18 protein-coding genes, 2 tRNA genes and 1 other RNA gene are annotated in these 16,210 nt (G+C 69.1%); 12 read left to right on the forward strand and 9 right to left on the reverse strand.

All coding sequences use genetic code 11. The annotated features are described in order from the left end of the window. Positions 1–6 precede the first annotated feature (6 nt). The 3 genes from NE358_RS09580 to NE358_RS09590 are packed head-to-tail and all read left to right on the forward strand — an operon-like array spanning position 7 to position 2,605. Positions 7–789: an IclR family transcriptional regulator gene (locus tag NE358_RS09580; RefSeq protein WP_103208781.1), complete on the forward strand. Its 783-nt coding sequence runs from the start codon at positions 7–9 to the stop codon at positions 787–789. Positions 790–839: 50 nt separating this feature from the next. Beyond that, positions 840–1,367 (forward strand): MarR family winged helix-turn-helix transcriptional regulator, encoded by a 528-nt coding sequence (locus NE358_RS09585; protein WP_103208778.1) that lies wholly within the window; start codon positions 840–842, stop codon positions 1,365–1,367. Continuing rightward, positions 1,364–2,605 carry an MFS transporter gene (locus NE358_RS09590; protein ID WP_289937986.1) on the forward strand — a complete coding sequence of 414 codons (1,242 nt, stop codon included), beginning with the start codon at positions 1,364–1,366 and terminating at the stop codon, positions 2,603–2,605. Before NE358_RS09585 ends, NE358_RS09590 begins: the two co-directional genes overlap by 4 nt. 267 nt (positions 2,606–2,872) lie before the next feature. On the opposite strand, the gene NE358_RS09595 is transcribed toward NE358_RS09590, so the two are convergent. Then, the gene (locus NE358_RS09595) at positions 2,873–3,412 is read right to left on the reverse strand and encodes an NUDIX hydrolase (protein ID WP_289937988.1); all 540 of its coding nucleotides are present in this window, start codon (positions 3,410–3,412) and stop codon (positions 2,873–2,875) included. A 157-nt stretch (positions 3,413–3,569) separates the two neighbouring features. On the opposite strand from NE358_RS09595, the gene NE358_RS09600 reads away from it, so the two are divergent. Continuing rightward, positions 3,570–4,484: a hypothetical protein gene (locus NE358_RS09600; RefSeq protein WP_289937991.1), complete on the forward strand. Its 915-nt coding sequence runs from the start codon at positions 3,570–3,572 to the stop codon at positions 4,482–4,484. A gap of 119 nt (positions 4,485–4,603) precedes the next feature. Here NE358_RS09600 and NE358_RS09605 read toward each other — a convergent pair. Then, positions 4,604–4,679, reverse strand: a tRNA-Lys gene (locus tag NE358_RS09605). Positions 4,680–4,782: 103 nt separating this feature from the next. Here NE358_RS09605 and NE358_RS09610 point away from each other — a divergent pair. Next, positions 4,783–5,607 (forward strand): inositol monophosphatase family protein, encoded by an 825-nt coding sequence (locus tag NE358_RS09610; RefSeq protein WP_289937992.1) that lies wholly within the window; start codon positions 4,783–4,785, stop codon positions 5,605–5,607. Next, positions 5,604–6,173 carry a hypothetical protein gene (locus NE358_RS09615; protein WP_289937993.1) on the forward strand — a complete coding sequence of 190 codons (570 nt, stop codon included), beginning with the start codon at positions 5,604–5,606 and terminating at the stop codon, positions 6,171–6,173. Before NE358_RS09610 ends, NE358_RS09615 begins: the two co-directional genes overlap by 4 nt. Before the next feature lie 18 nt (positions 6,174–6,191). Here NE358_RS09615 and NE358_RS09620 read toward each other — a convergent pair whose 3' ends face one another. Beyond that, the gene (locus tag NE358_RS09620) at positions 6,192–6,446 is read right to left on the reverse strand and encodes a hypothetical protein (RefSeq protein ID WP_289937994.1); all 255 of its coding nucleotides are present in this window, start codon (positions 6,444–6,446) and stop codon (positions 6,192–6,194) included. 30 nt (positions 6,447–6,476) lie between these two features. Here NE358_RS09620 and NE358_RS09625 point away from each other — a divergent pair, with 30 nt between their 5' ends. Beyond that, positions 6,477–7,208 carry a DUF6891 domain-containing protein gene (locus tag NE358_RS09625; protein ID WP_289937995.1) on the forward strand — a complete coding sequence of 244 codons (732 nt, stop codon included), beginning with the start codon at positions 6,477–6,479 and terminating at the stop codon, positions 7,206–7,208. A gap of 81 nt (positions 7,209–7,289) precedes the next feature. Further along, positions 7,290–7,829, forward strand: a complete 540-nt coding sequence (locus NE358_RS09630; protein WP_289937996.1) for a YaeQ family protein — start codon at positions 7,290–7,292, stop codon at positions 7,827–7,829. Between the two features lie 71 nt (positions 7,830–7,900). Here NE358_RS09630 and ssrA read toward each other — a convergent pair. Beyond that, positions 7,901–8,270, reverse strand: a transfer-messenger RNA (tmRNA) gene (gene ssrA / locus NE358_RS09635). Positions 8,271–8,456: 186 nt separating this feature from the next. Between ssrA and NE358_RS09640 the strand changes: the two genes are divergently transcribed. Next, entirely contained in the window at positions 8,457–9,068 is a 612-nt protein-coding gene (locus NE358_RS09640; RefSeq protein ID WP_289937997.1) for a hypothetical protein, read from the forward strand. A gap of 64 nt (positions 9,069–9,132) precedes the next feature. Continuing rightward, on the forward strand, positions 9,133–9,786 hold the full coding sequence (locus NE358_RS09645; RefSeq protein WP_141377257.1) for an SIMPL domain-containing protein: 654 nt from the start codon (positions 9,133–9,135) through the stop codon (positions 9,784–9,786). A 20-nt stretch (positions 9,787–9,806) separates the two neighbouring features. Here the strand turns inward: NE358_RS09645 and smpB are convergent, their stop codons facing one another. From smpB to prfB, 4 genes are all read right to left on the reverse strand, one after another. Then, positions 9,807–10,283: an SsrA-binding protein SmpB gene (gene smpB / locus NE358_RS09650; RefSeq protein WP_094734236.1), complete on the reverse strand. Its 477-nt coding sequence runs from the start codon at positions 10,281–10,283 to the stop codon at positions 9,807–9,809. Between the two features lie 85 nt (positions 10,284–10,368). Continuing rightward, entirely contained in the window at positions 10,369–11,286 is a 918-nt protein-coding gene (gene ftsX / locus NE358_RS09655) for a permease-like cell division protein FtsX (RefSeq protein WP_103208757.1), read from the reverse strand. After that, positions 11,283–12,341 (reverse strand): cell division ATP-binding protein FtsE, encoded by a 1,059-nt coding sequence (gene ftsE, locus NE358_RS09660; RefSeq protein ID WP_116239970.1) that lies wholly within the window; start codon positions 12,339–12,341, stop codon positions 11,283–11,285. The genes ftsX and ftsE overlap by 4 nt, the downstream gene beginning before the upstream one ends. Positions 12,342–12,467: 126 nt before the next feature. Continuing rightward, complete coding sequence (gene prfB, locus NE358_RS09665) at positions 12,468–13,577, reverse strand: peptide chain release factor 2 (RefSeq protein WP_103208752.1); 1,110 nt, start codon at positions 13,575–13,577, stop codon at positions 12,468–12,470. Positions 13,578–13,603: 26 nt separating this feature from the next. Between prfB and NE358_RS09670 the strand changes: the two genes are divergently transcribed. Next, positions 13,604–14,887 carry an MFS transporter gene (locus NE358_RS09670; RefSeq protein WP_499317718.1) on the forward strand — a complete coding sequence of 428 codons (1,284 nt, stop codon included), beginning with the start codon at positions 13,604–13,606 and terminating at the stop codon, positions 14,885–14,887. A gap of 88 nt (positions 14,888–14,975) precedes the next feature. Here the strand turns inward: NE358_RS09670 and NE358_RS09675 are convergent, their stop codons facing one another. Beyond that, a complete protein-coding gene (locus NE358_RS09675) occupies positions 14,976–15,995 on the reverse strand; it encodes an NADPH:quinone reductase (protein WP_289938005.1) in 1,020 nt (339 codons plus the stop codon). A 127-nt stretch (positions 15,996–16,122) separates the two neighbouring features. On the opposite strand from NE358_RS09675, the gene NE358_RS09680 reads away from it, so the two are divergent. Continuing rightward, positions 16,123–16,204: transfer RNA gene (locus tag NE358_RS09680), tRNA-Leu, on the forward strand. The last annotated feature ends 6 nt before the right edge of the window (positions 16,205–16,210 follow it).

Here is a 16,210-nt window from a genome sequence, read left to right on the forward strand (position 1 = left end):
CACATCGTGGACACTGCATCGCGATCCGTTCCCGGCGCCCAGGCCATCTCGCGTGCCGCTCGACTCCTGCGCCTCGTCACGGCCGCGGGCGAGACCGGCGCGCCGGTCGGCGACCTCGCGCGCGACGCCGATCTGACGCGACCGACCGCGTATCGCCTCCTCAGCGCCCTCCGCGCCGAGGGGCTCGTCGACCGCGACGAGCCGACCGGTCACTGGCTGCCGGGGCCGGAGCTCTACCTGATGGGGAGTGTCGCGGCATCCCGGTTCGACATCACCTCGACCGCGCGCGACATCGTGCGCTCCCTGGCGGTGCGAACCGAGGAGAGCGCCTTCCTGTCGGTGCGGCGAGGCGACGAGACGGTGTGCCTGGTGCGCGAGGACGGGAGCTTTCCGATCCGCTCGTTCGTGTTGTCGGAGGGGGTGCGCTTTCCGCTCGGGGTGGCCTCGGCGGGGTTGGCGATCCTCGCATTCCTGCCGTCGAGCGAGGTGGATGCCTATCTCGAGCGACATCCGGAGCTCCCCGAGAAGTGGGGGGTGTCGCACTCCCCCGGGCGTCTGCGCGCGCGGATCCGTGACACGCAGGCGCGCGGATACGCGGTGAACCCTGGGCTGATCGTCGAGGGGAGCTACGGCCTCGGCGCGGCCGTGTTCACCCGCGCGGGCGACCCGCAGTGGGCTCTCAGCCTGACAGGGGTGGAGTTCCGCTTCGGCGGCGAGCGCCTCGCGGAGCTCGGACGCATCCTTCTCGCGCACGCACATCAGTTGTCTACGCGCATCGCCGCCCGGTGATCCCGTCCGATTAGATACACAAGGTATATACCGGGGGTATACTTCTTGATATGACCCGCCACGACGACCTGCAGACCCTTCTGCTCGCGGTGCACGCCCTCACCCGCGTCGCGGCTCTCGACACCCAGACCGACGCCCCCGCCGCGCAGTGGCGCACGCTGACGCTCCTGCGCGACCACGGTCCTCAGCGCCTGGGCGATCTCGCGACACTCAGTCGCGTGACGCAGCCCGGCATGACCCGCCTCGTTCACCAGATGGACGAGGCGGGACTCGTCGAGCGCCGCCGCCTGCCCGACGACTCGCGCGTCAGCGTGATCGCCGCGACGGCGAAGGGCCTCGACGCGCTGGCCGGGTGGTACGAGCAGTTCCGCGCGGCCCTCGCGCCGCACGTGGCCGACCTCTCCGAGAGGGAGTGGGATGCCGTGGGCGTCGCCGCCGCCGCGCTCTCGCTCCGCGTGGGGATGGCGCCGACGTCCGCGGGTCGAAACGAAACCACCGACGACGAAGACGACGCCGATCCGACCGAAGATCGCGGAGCCCCCACGGGATCCGCAGAAGAACAGGAGGTGGTCCGGTGAGTGCCGGTACCGCAGCAGTCAGCAAGGCGCCCAGCGTCTGGAAACAGCCCGCGCAGGTCTGGGCCGTCGCCTTCGCATGCGTCGTCGCGTTCATGGGCATCGGTCTCGTCGACCCGATCCTTCCCGCGATCGCGGACTCCCTGAAGGCCACCCCGGTCGAGACGGAACTGCTGTTCACCAGCTACCTCGTCGTGACCGGTCTGGCGATGCTCATCACCAGCTGGATCTCGAGCCGCATCGGCGCCAAGGCGACCCTGCTCGTCGGTCTCGGGTTGATCGTCGTGTTCGCGTTCTTCTGCGCCATCAGCGGCAGCGTCGACGCGGTGATCGGCTTCCGCGCCGGATGGGGTCTGGGTAACGCCCTGTTCATCTCGACCGCGCTGGCGACGATCGTGGGCGCCGCATCCGGCGGGAGCTCCGCCGCGATCATCCTCTACGAAGCCGCGCTGGGCCTCGGCATCGCCGTGGGACCGCTGCTCGGCGGCATCCTGGGTGAAGTCAGCTGGCGTGGGCCGTTCTTCGGCGTCGTCGTTCTGATGGCCATCGCGTTCCTCGCGGTGGCGGTCCTCCTGCGCGGACCCCAGCCCGCGCGCACCCCTCTGCCCTTCAGCGCGCCGTTCCGCGCCCTCGGCCGCCCCGCGCTCGCGATCCTCGCGGCGACCGCGCTGTTCTACAACATCGGCTTCTTCACGCTGCTCGCGTTCTCGCCGTTCCCCCTCGGGTTCGGGGCGATGGGCATCGGTCTGACCTTCTTCGGCTGGGGCGTGGGCCTGGCGATCACCAGCGTCTGGGTCGCTCCGCTGCTGCTGCGTCGGCTGCGACTGACGACGGTCCTGCTGATCGCCCTGCCGCTGCTGGCCCTCGACCTGCTCGTGGCCGCGTTCATCGTGTCATCGCCCGCCGCCCTGGTCGTCTGCATCATCGTGGGCGGTCTGGTGCTGGGCGTCGTCAACACCGCGCTGACCGAAGCGGTCATGGAGGCCACCGACCTCCCCCGCTCGGTCGCGTCGTCGGCCTACTCGGCCGTGCGCTTCCTGGGCGGTGCGGTCGCTCCCCCGCTCGCCGCGATGCTGTGGCACGCGTACGGCGCCGGAGTGCCGTACGTGATGGCCGCGGTGTCGGTCCTGATCGCCGCCGCCTGCATCCTCTTCGGGCGGCGTCTTCTCGCCCACGTCGACGGATCGCACGCGGATGCCGCTGACGAGGGTGCCGCCGTTCTCATCGGGGACGCGGCCTGACGCCAGGGAGCAACGCCCGACACGGAGGGGCCGGCCGAAAGGTGCGGCCCCTCCCTGCATGCCGGACGTGACCTCGACGATCCTGGGCGATGCCGTGTCGGGCCGGATCGGCAACGCCCTCACCTCGCCGAATCTTCTGGTGCAGGTGCCGTAGGCGCCACGACCCGCCAGTGCGGAGACCACCCGTCCCGCACACGAACATCCCCTCCGTCCGGCGAATCGCCGCGGAGGGGATGCTTCGTGGGCGTGCCGGGGAAGGGGGCGGTTCTAGGCGCCGTCGACGCGGTCGCGCATCTCTGCGACCCGTTGCTCCAGCGTCTCCCACAGCTGATCGAACCGGTCGTTCCACGGCGTCGCGAACACACCGTCCTGCCATCGCTGGTGCACGACGTCGAGGGTGACCCACTCGGCATCCTGAACCTCCTCCGGGTCGGGCACGGGCACCGGCTCTCCCTCGATGCGAGCCACCCACAGGTCGAACAGGGCTCTCTCTTCCACGACGCGTCCGACGAGCACGAGATCGTCGGGAGTCCGCACCATCCCGGTCTCTTCGGCGAGCTCGCGCACCGCGCCCGTACGGCTGGTCTCTCCGCGTAGGGCACTGCCGGCGGGAAACTCCCACGCCAACGGGTAATCCTTGCCCGCGGCCCGCAGGCTCATCAAGACCCGCCCACTCGACGACACCAGGCACACGGATGCCACGATGTGGAACGACCCCGTCGGCACGGGACCATCGCCGCGTCGGTGCAGAGTTCCCGTCGGGGTGCCCTGGATGTCGGTGACATCCCACATCTCGTCGTCGGCCATGGGAACCTCCCGGGTTCGTCGTGCGCCGCGTGCGGCGCGTCGTTCCATCCTGCCGGGCACCGGAACCCCGCGCAGGAGGATTGCGCAGGGTAGACGCGGCGATTTGAAAGGCGCGGGATCCCCCAGTAGCGTTCCGAGCCGGGGGTCACGGGGAATCATGCTGCTGTTGTCGGTGGGGATCGTCATCGTCTCTGTCGCTGTCGCCATCGTCGTCGCTGCGTACTCCTTCGCCCGACCCCTCCCCCTGGATCCCCGCGCCGCCGCGTTGAGAATCGCCGCCGCGGCCGCGGCGCTCTCCGTCGGGTCGGCCGTCATGCGTCTCATCGGAGACCGCGATGTGAACGTCGTCTCCGTCGCCTTCCCCGCCGACACCACGTTCGTTGTGTCCATTGGCCTCATGTGCGTCGCGATGACCATGGTGCGGCAGCCTCTCGCACGCTTCGCAGCGGGCGCGACACTCCTCGCGGGGCTGACGGTCGCCACGAGTTCGGTGTTGCTTCCACCTGACGCAGCGCGCATCGTGCTCCTCTGCACGCTGGCCCTCGCCTGCGGCGCCTGCGCGACACTGGCACTGCACAACACGGTCTTACCCCGGCCACCCCGCATCGTCATCGCCGTCGCAACGGCCTTCTACGCCCTCCACTGCGCCACGCGCGCGCTGGCTTTTCTGACGAACGGGTCGGACGCCGTCTTCGGCGCCGCGCCATTCGGCGTGAGCTCCTTGGCTGCGGCGCTCCTCGCCAACGCACTCGTCGCCGCCGCGATCGTCATGCTTTTCCTGCCCGTCGCCCGAGAGACCACAGCCGTCTCACGAGCGTGGACGACCTTGACCATCGCGGACTGGCGTCTCGTGGTCGACGCCTACGGAATCCTGCGCGCTCGAGAACTCGTCTCCGAGCTTCAGATCGCCGTACGCGATCGAGACCCCGACGCGGTGACAGTGCGCCATGGAATCTCCACGACCCTCCTGTCACCGATGCAGATCCTCACGACGTACCTGCCCTACGAGTACGGATGGCAGCCGCACGAAGTCGCGCTCATCGATGAACGGACGGAGCAACGCGCCGCCTGAGACATCGGACACATGACAATGCGTCAACGCCTCGGGAGAGATCGGGATATGACAGGGACCCGGCTCCGTGTGAACGCGAAGAAGCCCCGTAATCGAACTGATTACGAGGCTTCTTCAGGTGGTGCACCCCCTGGGACTTGAACCCAGAACCCACTGATTAAGAGTCAGTTGCTCTGCCGATTGAGCTAGAGGTGCGTTCCGTTCGGCCGAAGTTTCGCTCTCCGCGCCGAGGAATGACACTACCAGTCGTGACTCGAGCACACCAAATCGAGCCAGGAGTGCCGGTTATCCTTGAGCCGTGTCCTCCTTCGAAGAGCCCGCCGCGCCCCTCGCGGACCTGACCGACGATCTCGCGCTCGCCCTTCGTCTGGCCGATGCCGCCGACGCGGTCGCCATGGAGCGCTTCGATTCCGCAGACCTCCGGATCGACACGAAGCCCGACCGCACGCACGTCACCGAGGCCGACCTCGCCACCGAGCGCGCGATCCGTCAGATCCTGGATGCCGAGCGCCCCGGCGACTCCGTCCTCGGTGAGGAATACGGCACCTCGGGCGACACATCCCGCCGCTGGGTCATCGACCCCATCGACGGCACCCACAACTACATGCGGGGAATTCCCGTCTGGGCGACGCTCATCGCCCTGACCGTCGACGGCGTCCCCCGGGTCGGTGTCGTCAGTCAGCCCGCGATCGGCCGACGCTGGTGGGCCGCTGACGGCCACGGCGCGTGGACCACCACAACCGCCGGCGACACCCGACGCATCTCCGTCTCCGCGATCGATGAGGTCTCGGCATCCAGCATCAGCTTCCAGAGCATCGAGCAGTGGGACGACGTCGACCTCGTCCCCACCCTCGAGAAGCTCGCACGGGCCGTGTGGCGCGACCGCGCGTACGGCGACGCTCTCCCGTACATGTGGCTCGCCGAGGGCCGCCTCGAGCTCGTCGCCGAGTTCGGTGTGAAGGAGTACGACATCGCGGCGATCGCCCCGATCGTCCGTGAGGCCGGCGGACGCTTCACGGCGTTCGACGGAACCGACCGTCTCGACGCCGGGTCATCTCTCGCGACGAACGGCATTCTGCACGACGACTTCTTCGCCCTGCTGCACGAGGAGGGCCCCCGATGATGCGCGCACGCACACCCCTGCTGATCACCACCGGTCTGCTCGCGGCGCTCGTGCTCGCGGGCTGCACCTCGACGCCCGACGCCGCTCCGAGCGTCGCAGCCAGCGCAACCGCGACCGACCTTCCCGCACCTGACGCCGACACCAGCGCGTCGCCGACGACGGCTCCGATCGATCCGACCTGCGAGAACATCATCCCGAAGTCCACCGTCGACGACTTCAAGAGCCTCGGGTGGACCTCGCAGGAAGAGCCGTTCCGCATCGGCGCGACCGCCCTCGACGACGGCATCCAGTGCAAGTGGGGCGACGCGAAGGTCGCCTCCGACCGCGTGCAGATCTTCGGTTGGGCCCCCATCGACGACGCGACCGCGCAGCAGGCGGAGAAAGACCTCGTCGCCTCCGGCTGGAAGCTGGAGCGCGACGCCACCGGCGATTACGTCACCGAGAACCCCGACTGGCTCGGCGGTCGCGGTGCCGACGGCTACGGCCTGACCTATCTCTTCGGTGACGGCTGGGTGAAGTTCGCCGACACCCGCCAGAGTCTCCTCCTCGTCGAGACGCCTCAGTAGCACGCGCGTCCCGCCGGCTCACCGGTACGGGTTCGCCGCTGCCACGTCCTGAGCCGCTGCGAATCCCTCGTCCCACGCGTCTCCGCGCGCCTCGAGGCCTCGCCAGAGTTCGTCGGCCTGCAGGATGCGTTGTGCGAACGCGACCCAGTCGCTCCACCCGCCCTCGACCGGGGCGTCGCCGCCTCGCCCTTCGGCCCGCCACCGCGCCGACTCGTGAACGGCGTCGAGGTGGAAGGGACCGACATCGATGCGGGTGTGACGCGGATCGGGCATTCCCCGACGCTAGCTGGTTCACTGGGACGCATGGGATTCCTGGATCGCCTGTTCGGCAAGAACGTCCCCGCCCCGCAGGCCGCTCCCCCCGCGACCGACGCTGCCCTCGCGGAGCTCAGACGGACAGCTCAGGATGCCATCATCCCCGGCTTCCGCGACTTCGATGAGGTCGTGCAGCAGGTGCAGGACGTCCACGAGCTCGACGATGCCGCAACGGCCGAGGCCGTGGTGCGCGAGGTCTGGGCCGAGCGCCGCCGCGTGGAGGAGGGGTGGCCGTCCGTCACGGAGGGCGACCGCCTGCGCACGGCGTTCGCGATCCTCGAGGCGCGTGGTTTCGTCGCCCGCGCCGACTTCACCTGCTGCAATACATGCGGAACCGCTGAGATCGACGACGAGCGCACGCCCGCGCCGAACGACGAGACGGGTGCACCGCAGTTCCGCGAGTGGGCCTACACCTTCTTCCACCAGCAAGACGCCGAGCGACTCGCCGAGGAGCCCGCGCACCTGTTCCTCACTTTCAGCGCCTTCGCGCCCCTGCGCGATCTCGACCCCGGGCTTCTCGCGGCGGCCGACGTCGGTGACGAGGCCGCGCGCAGCGAGGTCTGGCGACAGACCGATGCCCGCGTCGGGCGGATCGTCGCCGACGCTCTCGCCGAGGCCGGCCTGCCGGTCGAGTGGGACGGCGATCCCGCCCACCGCATCGTGATCCCCCTCCCCCAGTGGCGCAACCGCCTTCCCGGCACCGCCCCCGCGACCGCGTAGGCACGGCGCGGCGGGCACGGCACAGCGGGCACGGCACAGCGGGCACGGCTCAGCCCGCACGACAACGTAGGCTCGACCCTCGTGGCTATCGGCTCGACCATTCACCAGTTCACCGTGCAGCTCTCCGACGTCGATCGCGGCGTCTACGACGAGCTGGCGTTACGCGTCGCTCGGCACCCGTCGGAGACCGCTCCGTTCATGCTGACGCGCGTGCTCGCCTACTGCCTCGAGTACGAGGAGGGCATCGGCTTCAGCGAGGGCGTCGCCGCGACCGACGAGCCGGCCGTGATGATCCGCGACCTCACGGGCGCCCTGGTGGCGTGGGTCGAGGTCGGGGCTCCGGATGCCGCGCGCCTGCACACCGGCAGCATGAAGGCCGAGCGCGTCGCGATCTACACGCACCGCGATCCCGACAAGGTCGCCGCCCCGTGGGCGGGAAAGCGCATCCACCGCGCCGAGGAGGTGCTCTTGCACAGCTTCGAACCCGGCTTCGTCGAGAAGCTCGCGGATGCCATCGAGCGACGCAACACCGCGACTCTGACGCGCACCGAGGGGCGCATCTACCTGGAGCTGAACGGCGTTGCCGGCGAGAGCGACATCCACACGCGCTCCGCGGGCTGATCCCGGAACCAAGAAAGCCCCCACCCCCGCCGAAACGGGCGAAGATGGGGGCTTTCTCACGTGACGATGGTTCGTGGAGCTGGGGGGAATCGAACCCCCGTCCAACGCTGGGTCTCCGCGTTTTCTCCGGGCGCAGTCTGTGCAGACGTTCTGCTCGGCTCCGACCTTTGTCACAGACACCTAAGTCGACAAGCCCAGCCTGGGAAAAGTCCCGCGTGACGTCCAGACGCCGTCACACAGCAAGACCCCTAAATGACGCCAGATTCCGTGGCGGGGTCACACACGGTCTGACGGACTATCGGGCTCGCTTACGCAGCGAGGGCGAAGTCAGTGCGCTTAGCATTGGCACTTATTGTTTTGCAGGGAGCGTTTACGAGATAACCCCACATCCTCGGCCCGCTTCTCGCGGGTTCGCAGGCGCTGTCGAAACCGATCAGCCCCGGGAACTCCGTGAAGGAGCGACCATCGTCACGCTGTTGAGTTACCACCTCGGGAGCCGTAAGCACCCGAGCGTCACAGTCTACAACGCTTCACAGCGCACGATGATTCCTGCCCCGTGCACAACGATTCAATGACGACGGCGGAAACCGCCATTCCGCGCTGTTCGCTCTCGCTAGCGTGAGCGTCATGGCCAACCGCCCTCTCCTCCCCGTCGTCCTCATCGTGACGGGTGTCCTCAGCCTCTCGGCATGCTCGGCGGCGAACACGCCTGCCGCAGAGACGTCGGCGCCCGCGGCATCCCCCGTTTCGAGTGCTCCGTCTGCGAGCCCGGCTGCCGAACCCCGCAGCACCCCCGACGCCGCGCCCCCTGTCTTCACGTCATGCGACGAGGCGATCACGCCGGAGTTCCGGCAGATGGTCGCCGATAACGGGTGGGTGGGGTGGAACATGGTCGGCCAGCAGATCGGGCACAGCCCCTTCGACGTCTTCCCCGGCGGAGCTCCCACGGGCCAGCTGAGCTGCCGCTTCGGTGCGGGGCCCGAGGTCGCGACCGACAACGTGCTCGACCTCGCGTGGGCGCCGATCGACGAGGCTGCCGCGCAGTCCGCGCAGAAGTATCTCGCCGAGGCGGGGTTCCAGCGCATCGAGGGCACGGGCGCAACGCAGTGGGCCACCCGCCCCGGCGACGGCGGCTGGGCGGACGATGACGGCTGGGGCGAGACGTATTCATTCACCGGAACCGACGTCCGCTGGGCGGTGACCCGCGAGGATCTCGCCTACATCGCTCCTGCGGCCTGACGAGCACCTTTCGGCACGGGCGGTCGTCCTCCGCCGTCCCGCCCGCGTCCCGTAGGCTCACCGCATGAGCGACGTCGTCATCACCGTCCGGGGCGAGAGCAACGCCCGCGTCCGCGCTGAAGAGGCCGCCGTCCGGGTCACGGTCTCGACCGACGGACCGGCTCGCGGTCCGGTCGTCGAACGGGCGCAGGAGCGCGCGGCGAGCGTTCAGGACGGCTTGGTCGCCCATCTCCGCTCCGGTGAGGTGTCCGAGTGGTCGAGCGCCCGCGTGTCGGTCTGGTCCGATCGCCCCTGGAACAACGAGGGCGCGCAACTCCCCCTCGTCCACCATGCGGCCGTGGAACTGTCCGCCACCTTCACCGATGCCGGAGCCCTGTCGTGGTGGCTCGGCGACGTCGCGGAGTCCGATGACGTTCAGGTCACCGCGGTGGAGTGGCGCCTGTCCCCCACCACCCGCGCCCGTGTCGAGCGCGAGGTGGCCGCCGACGCCGTCCACGTGGCCGTGGAACGCGCGACCGCGTATGCGGACGCTCTCGGGCTGGCATCCGTCTCCGCCGTCGAGATCGCGGATGCCGGCTTGCTCGCCGCCCACCCCGAGACTCCGGCACCGCTGGGCGCACGCATGATGGCCGCGTCCGCCGGCGGACCGTCGTTCAGCCTGCAGCCTCCCGAGATCGTGGTCACCTCGGTCGTGGAGGGGCGTTTCCGAGCGGAGTGACGCCGGGGCGTCGAAGCGGGCTAGTCGCCCAGCCGGTTCTTCGTCCGCATCGCACGTTCGGCTTCGCGCTTGTCTTCGCGCTCGCGGATCGTCTGACGCTTCTCGAACTCGCGCTTGCCCTTGGCGACCGCGATCTCGACCTTGGCGCGCCCATCGAGGAAGTACAGCCGCAGCGGAACGAGGGTGTAACCGCCCGCCGATACGGCGTGGGAGAGCTTGATGATCTCTTCTTTGTGCAGCAGCAGCTTGCGCGTGCGCTTGGCCGAGTGGTTCGTCCAGTGCCCCTGCGAGTACTCCGGAATGTGCACGGCATCGAGGAAGGCCTGACCGCCGTCGATGTAAGCGTAGCCGTCGGTGAGGTTCGCGCGCCCCTGACGCAGCGACTTCACCTCGGTGCCCGTGAGCACCAATCCGGCTTCGTACGTCTTTTCAATGGCGTAGTCGTGGCGCGCCTTCTTGTTCGACGCGATGAGCTTCTCACCCTGCTCACGAGGCATGGTGCCACCTCCTCATGATCATGGGCACACAGAGCCTTACAGTCTACCCACACCGGATGCCAGCCGAGCGCGACACCGCGAGATGTCAGGCCCGCAGCCAGCGCCGGATGGCGAAGCTGGCACTCAGCGCCGCGAGCACGATGCCGATGACGATGAGAAGCGGGATCACGATCGCGACATCCGCGAAATCCACCCACGAGGTGATGAAGGCGATCCGGTCTCTCAGGTACTGGTTCACGCCGACGCCGACGATCGCCCATACCGCCACGCTCGCGAGTGCCGACCCGATGAGGGCCGCCAGCACGCCCTCGACGATGAACGGCGTCTGGATGAACCGGTTGGACGCGCCCACCAGGCGCATGATCCCGAGCTCCTTGCGTCTCGCGAACGCCGACAGACGGATTGTCGTGGCGATCAGCAGCACGGCGGCGATCAGCATGAGCCCGGCGATTCCGACCGCGACGTAGGTGGCGACGGTCAGCGCCTGGAACAGGGGTTCGAGGTATTGCAGCTGATCGGTGACCGCCTCGACCCCGTTCTGCCCGCTGAAGGCCTCGGCGATCACGTCGGACTGGCTCTGATCCACGAGGTTGATGCTGAAGGTCGCGTTGAACTGGTCCGCGGTCACGACGCCGGCGATGTCGTCGGGAAGCTGCTGCTTCGCGTTCTCGAAGACCTGGTCGCTGGTCTGGAACGTGTAGTCGCGGATCAGCGGTGCGAGCGCCTGACCATCGAGCGTCGCCTTGACGGCGTCGATCTGGTCCTGGGTCGCTGGCTCCCCGGCCACGCAGGTCGGAGCGTTCGATGAAGCCGCGCACATGAACACCGCCACCTGGGCGCGGTCGGCCCAGTACGACTGCATCTTGCCGATCTGCATCTGCATGAGCATCGCGGCGCCGACGAAGGTCAGCGACACGAAGGTGACGAGGATGACCGAGATCACCATCGACGCGTTGCGGCGGAGACCGGTGAACGCCTCCGACAGGATGAGCCCGAATCTCATGACGTGGGTCCCACTTCGTCGTTGCGGTCTTTCTTCTCGCCCAGGCCGAGCCGGTCGGCGAGACCGAGAGCATCGACGTCGGGGCGGGTGACCGGGATGGAGCGTGTGTTCGTGCCGGGCTCGCGCGGCTCGGCTGCAGACGCCTCGGGCTCGGAGTCTTCGGTGGGAACCTCGGATGCCACGGGAGCAGCGGAAGCAACCGGCGCGTCCGACCGTGGCGCGGCGGGCGGAGCGTCGACACCCGGCCTCGTCAACGGTTCGACCGGGCCCGTGAGCCCGGTGACCTCGCGCTGCACCTCGAGGACGGCCGTGAGGGCCGCGACCGCGGCAGCACCACGCTCGACCTCGGGAGCCAGCCGCGGGAGGCTCGACGTGTCGCCGTACCCACCGTGACGCTCGTCACGGACCATCTCGCCGCCACGCAGCTCGATCACGCGACGCTGCATCTGGTCGACGAACCCGGCCTCGTGGGTCGCCATGACGACGGTCGTCCCACCGGCGTTGATGCGCGCGAGAAGGCGCATGATGTCGATCGACGTACCGGGGTCGAGGTTTCCGGTCGGCTCATCGGCGAGCAGCACCTGCGGACGGTTGACGAGCGCGCGGGCGATCGCCACGCGCTGCTGCTCCCCACCCGACAGCTCGTGCGGCAGCCGCTTCTCTTTGCCGTCGAGGCCGACGAGCGCCAGCACCTCGGGCACGGCCTGCTGGATGAACCCGCGCGAGGCGCCGGTCACCTGCAGGGTGAAGGCGACGTTCTGATGCACCGTCTTGTTCGGCAGCAGGCGGAAATCCTGGAACACCGAACCGATGTGACGGCGGAAGTAGGGAACCTTGCGGTTCGACAGCGTGCGCAGGTCGCGACCGAGCACGACGACGCGGCCGTCGCTGGGAGTCTCGGCGCGCAGGATGAGCTGCAGGCACGACGACTTGCCGGAGCCCGACGCGCCGACGAGGAAGACGAACTCCCCGCGCTGCACTTCGAAGTCGACGGCGTTCAGGGCGGGCTTCGCGGTGCCGCGATACCGCTTGGTGACGTTCTCGAACCGGATCATGGCTCGATGAGCCTAAGCGCGGGCACCGAGCACGCGGAGAGGACGCGCCGTGTCGCGAAACCGAGAGAGCCCTATGGATGCCGGTTCAGCGGCATCCACAGGGCTCTTGTCACTCGTGGAGAGCGCTCAGTCGTCGTCCTTGCGCTTGCGCCAGCGGATGCCGGCCGCGATCAATCCGTCGAGGTCGCCGTCGAAGACCACCGCGGGGTTTCCGACCTCGTAACCGGTGCGCAGGTCTTTCACGAGCTGCTGACCGTAGAGGAAGTACGAGCGCATCTGGTCGCCCCAGCTCGCCGTGATCGTGCCGGCGAGTTCTTTCTTCTTCGCGGCCTCTTCTTCGCGCTTGAGCAGGAGCAGTCGCGTCTGGAGCACGCGCATGGCGGCCGCGCGGTTCTGGATCTGCGATTTCTCGTTCTGCATCGAGACGACGAGGCCCGTGGGCAGGTGCGTGATGCGCACGGCGGAGTCGGTCGTGTTGACCGACTGGCCGCCGGGACCGGACGAGCGGAACACGTCGACACGGATGTCGCCCTCGGGGACCTCGACCTCGACGGCCTCTTCCATCACGGGGATGACCTCGACCGCGGCGAAGCTCGTCTGACGCTTGTCGGCGCCGCCGAAGGGGCTGATGCGCGCGAGACGGTGCGTCCCTGCTTCGACCGACAGCGTGCCGTAGGCGTAGGGAACGTCGACCTCGAAGGTGGCCGACTTGATGCCGGCGCCTTCGGCGTAGGACGTATCCATGACCTTAACGGGGTACTTGTGACGCTCGGCCCAGCGCAGGTACATGCGCAACAGCATCTCGGCGAAGTCGGTGGCGTCGTCGCCGCCGGCGCCGGAGCGGATCGTGACGACCGCGGAACGCGGGTCGTATTCGCCGTCGAGGAGCGTCTGCACCTCGAGCTGGCCGATCACATCTTTCAGGGAGGCGAGTTCGCGACGAGCCTCGTCGGCCGACTCCTCGTCCTCCATCTCGATCGCGAGCCCGACCAGCACCTCGAGGTCGTCGAGACGCTGCTCGATCTCGGAGACGCGCTTGAGCTCCGCTTGGCGGTGGCTGAGACGGCTGGTGACCTTCTGAGCGTTCTCGACGTCGTCCCAGAGGTCGGGGGCACCGGCCTCGTCGCTGAGGCGTTCGATGTCGGCTTTGAGTGCGTCGACGTCGACCACGGCCTGGATATCGGCGAAGGTCGAGCGCAGCGCCTGGATGTCGGCGGTCAAATCGAGTTCGAGCATTTGAGATCAAGCCTATCGTGGAGACAGTGACAGCCGACTCTCCCCGGAACGTGCTGGTGCGCTTCGCACCGATGATCTACGGCCCCACCCTGCTCTTCGCCCTGGGCGAGGGCGCCGTGATCCCCCTCATCCCCGTGATCGCGAACCGCCTCGGCGCCGATGTCGCCCTGGCCGCGCTCGTGGCGGCCGCTCTCGTGGTCGGTCAGCTGTGCGGGAACATCCCCGCCGGATGGGCCGTCGCCCGCTTCGGCGAGCGCCTGACGATGGGGGTCGCCGGCATCATCGTGCTCGCCGGACTCCTCGGCATCGTCTTCGCGCAGTCGCTGGCGTTCTTCACCGCCGCGGTGTTCCTCATCGGCTTCTGCGCGGCCTCGTTCGCCCTCGCGCGTCACTCGTTCATGACCACGCGCGTCCCCCTGACCTTCCGCGCTCGCGCTCTGTCGCTCCTGGGCGGCACGTTCCGCCTGGGCATGTTCGTCGGCCCTTTCATCTCGGCAGCCCTCTTGGCGATCTTCGGCTCCGAGACGGCGTCCATCGTCTTCTTCGCCGTCTGCCAGGTCGCGACGATCCTGCTCGTGTTCTTCGGCCCGGATCCCGAGAAGGCCGTCCCCGTGGGCGCGGGCTCGCCCACCCGCCGCGGAGCGGGCGACTCGCGCGACGCGGAAGACACGGGCGAACCCGTCACCGGAGCGATCCCCACCGTTGAGCGGGTCGGGGTGTTCCGCACGATGTGGCGGTACCGCGGCGTGCTCGCGCGCCTGGGCCTCGCCGCCTCGTCGCTGTCGGCCGTTCGCTCGGCACGCCAGGTGGTCCTGCCCCTGTGGGGTGTCTCCCTCGGACTGGATGCCGGCACGATCGCCGTGGTCGTGGGCGTCTCGGGGGCGATCGACTTCGCCCTCTTCTACGCGAGCGGCCAGGTCATGGACCGCTTCGGTCGCCTGTGGGCGGCCCTTCCCGCCATGGTCCTCATGGGCGCGGGCTTCTTCGCCCTGTCGTTCACGCACGAGCTGTCTTCGGCGGCCATGTGGTACGCGATGTTTGCGGCGGTTCTGGGCGTCGGCAACGGCCTGTCCAGCGGCATCCTGCTCACCCTCGGCGCCGATGTGGCGCCTCCGACCGACCCCGCGGCGTTCCTCGGATCTTGGCGGACCCTGACGGATGCCGGTGGTGCGGTGGCCCCGTTGATCGTCTCGGCCTTGACGGCCGTGGCGTCCCTGTCGGTCGGTGTCGGCGCGATGGGTCTGATCGCGGTGCTCGGCGCCGCGGGCTTCATCCGGTGGGTGCCCCGATACGTGCCGCGCTCCCGCTGACCGCACCACACCCGCGTGAGGGGCCACTTCCTGTCGCTTCGGGCACCCCTCGGCGACAGGTTCCGACCCCTCGCGCGGGAGGGCGCACTCACTCCGCGACGCGGATCAGCACCTTGCCCAGCGCACCCTGCTCGACGGCGTCGTGCGCCGCGGCGGTGTCGTCCAGCACGAACCACGTGAGCGGGAGCCCGGCGTCCTCCCCGACCGGGAGCGCTCCGTCGGCGACGGCGGCGGCGACGTCTTCGGCGGCGGCGAGCAGCGCCCGCTCCCCCACCGTGTACAGCAGCAGCCCCTGCCAGCGCACGTTCTTCGCGAAGCTCTCGCGCACGCGGGCCGTGAAGTCGGCCCCGCCGTTGTCGGCGTAGTAGCCGATCGTTCCGTGGTTGGCGACCACCTCGACGTCGAGGCCGGCGTTGTCGGCGATGGCGACCTCGACGACGTGCTCGACGCCGTTCGGGGCGAGCTCCCGGATGCCGTCGGCCAGCGTCTCGCTCGGGTACTGCAGCACGTGGTGGGCGCCGGCCGCGCGAGCCAGGGCCTCCTTCTCATCACTGCTCACGGTGGCGATGACCGTGGCTCCGGCCCACGCGGCGAGCTGGATCGCGGCGTGACCGACCGCCCCGGCACCGCCCTGCACGAGCACGGTGCGACCGGCGAGCGCACCGGGGGCCAGACGCGAGGGTCCGTCCTCGTGCACGGTCAGGGCGCGATGCGCGGTCATCGCGGGGACTCCGAGGCTGGCGCCGAGCTCGAACGACGCGCTGTCGGGCAGGGGTACCGCGCGCGAAGCGGGAAGGACGGTGTACTGCGCCGCCGTGCCGAACGGACGCTGGTGGGCGGCGAGGTACACCCACACCCGCTGACCGACCGACAGCGTGTCCACGTCGGCGCCGATGGCATCCACCACTCCCGCCCCGTCCTGGTTCGGGGTGACCTCGTCGAAGGGCAGCGGGCGCCCGGTCGTCGCGCGGGCCTTCCAGTCGGTGGGATTCACGCCCGACACGGTGAGGCGCACGCGCACCTCGCCCGCGGCGGGCTCGGGCAGCGGTCTGTCCTCGAGCGAGAGGACGGAGGAGTCACCGGGCTGGGAGTACGTGATCGCCTTCATGCGAGGATCCAGCGTCGAAACGGCCCGAAACATTCCTTGGGCGTGTCGCGGCGCGCGGGACGAGCGCGGCGTTTGACGGCGGCTTCACAACGTCGGAGCGCTGCGCCCGCTTAGAATGAGCACACTCGCGGGAGTGGTGAAATCGGTAGACACGCAGGATTTAGGTTCCTGTGCCTTCGGGCGTGGGGGTTCGAGTCCCCCCTTCCGCACGGTAA

This window comes from Sphingomonas sp. G5 (genome assembly GCF_052660795.1).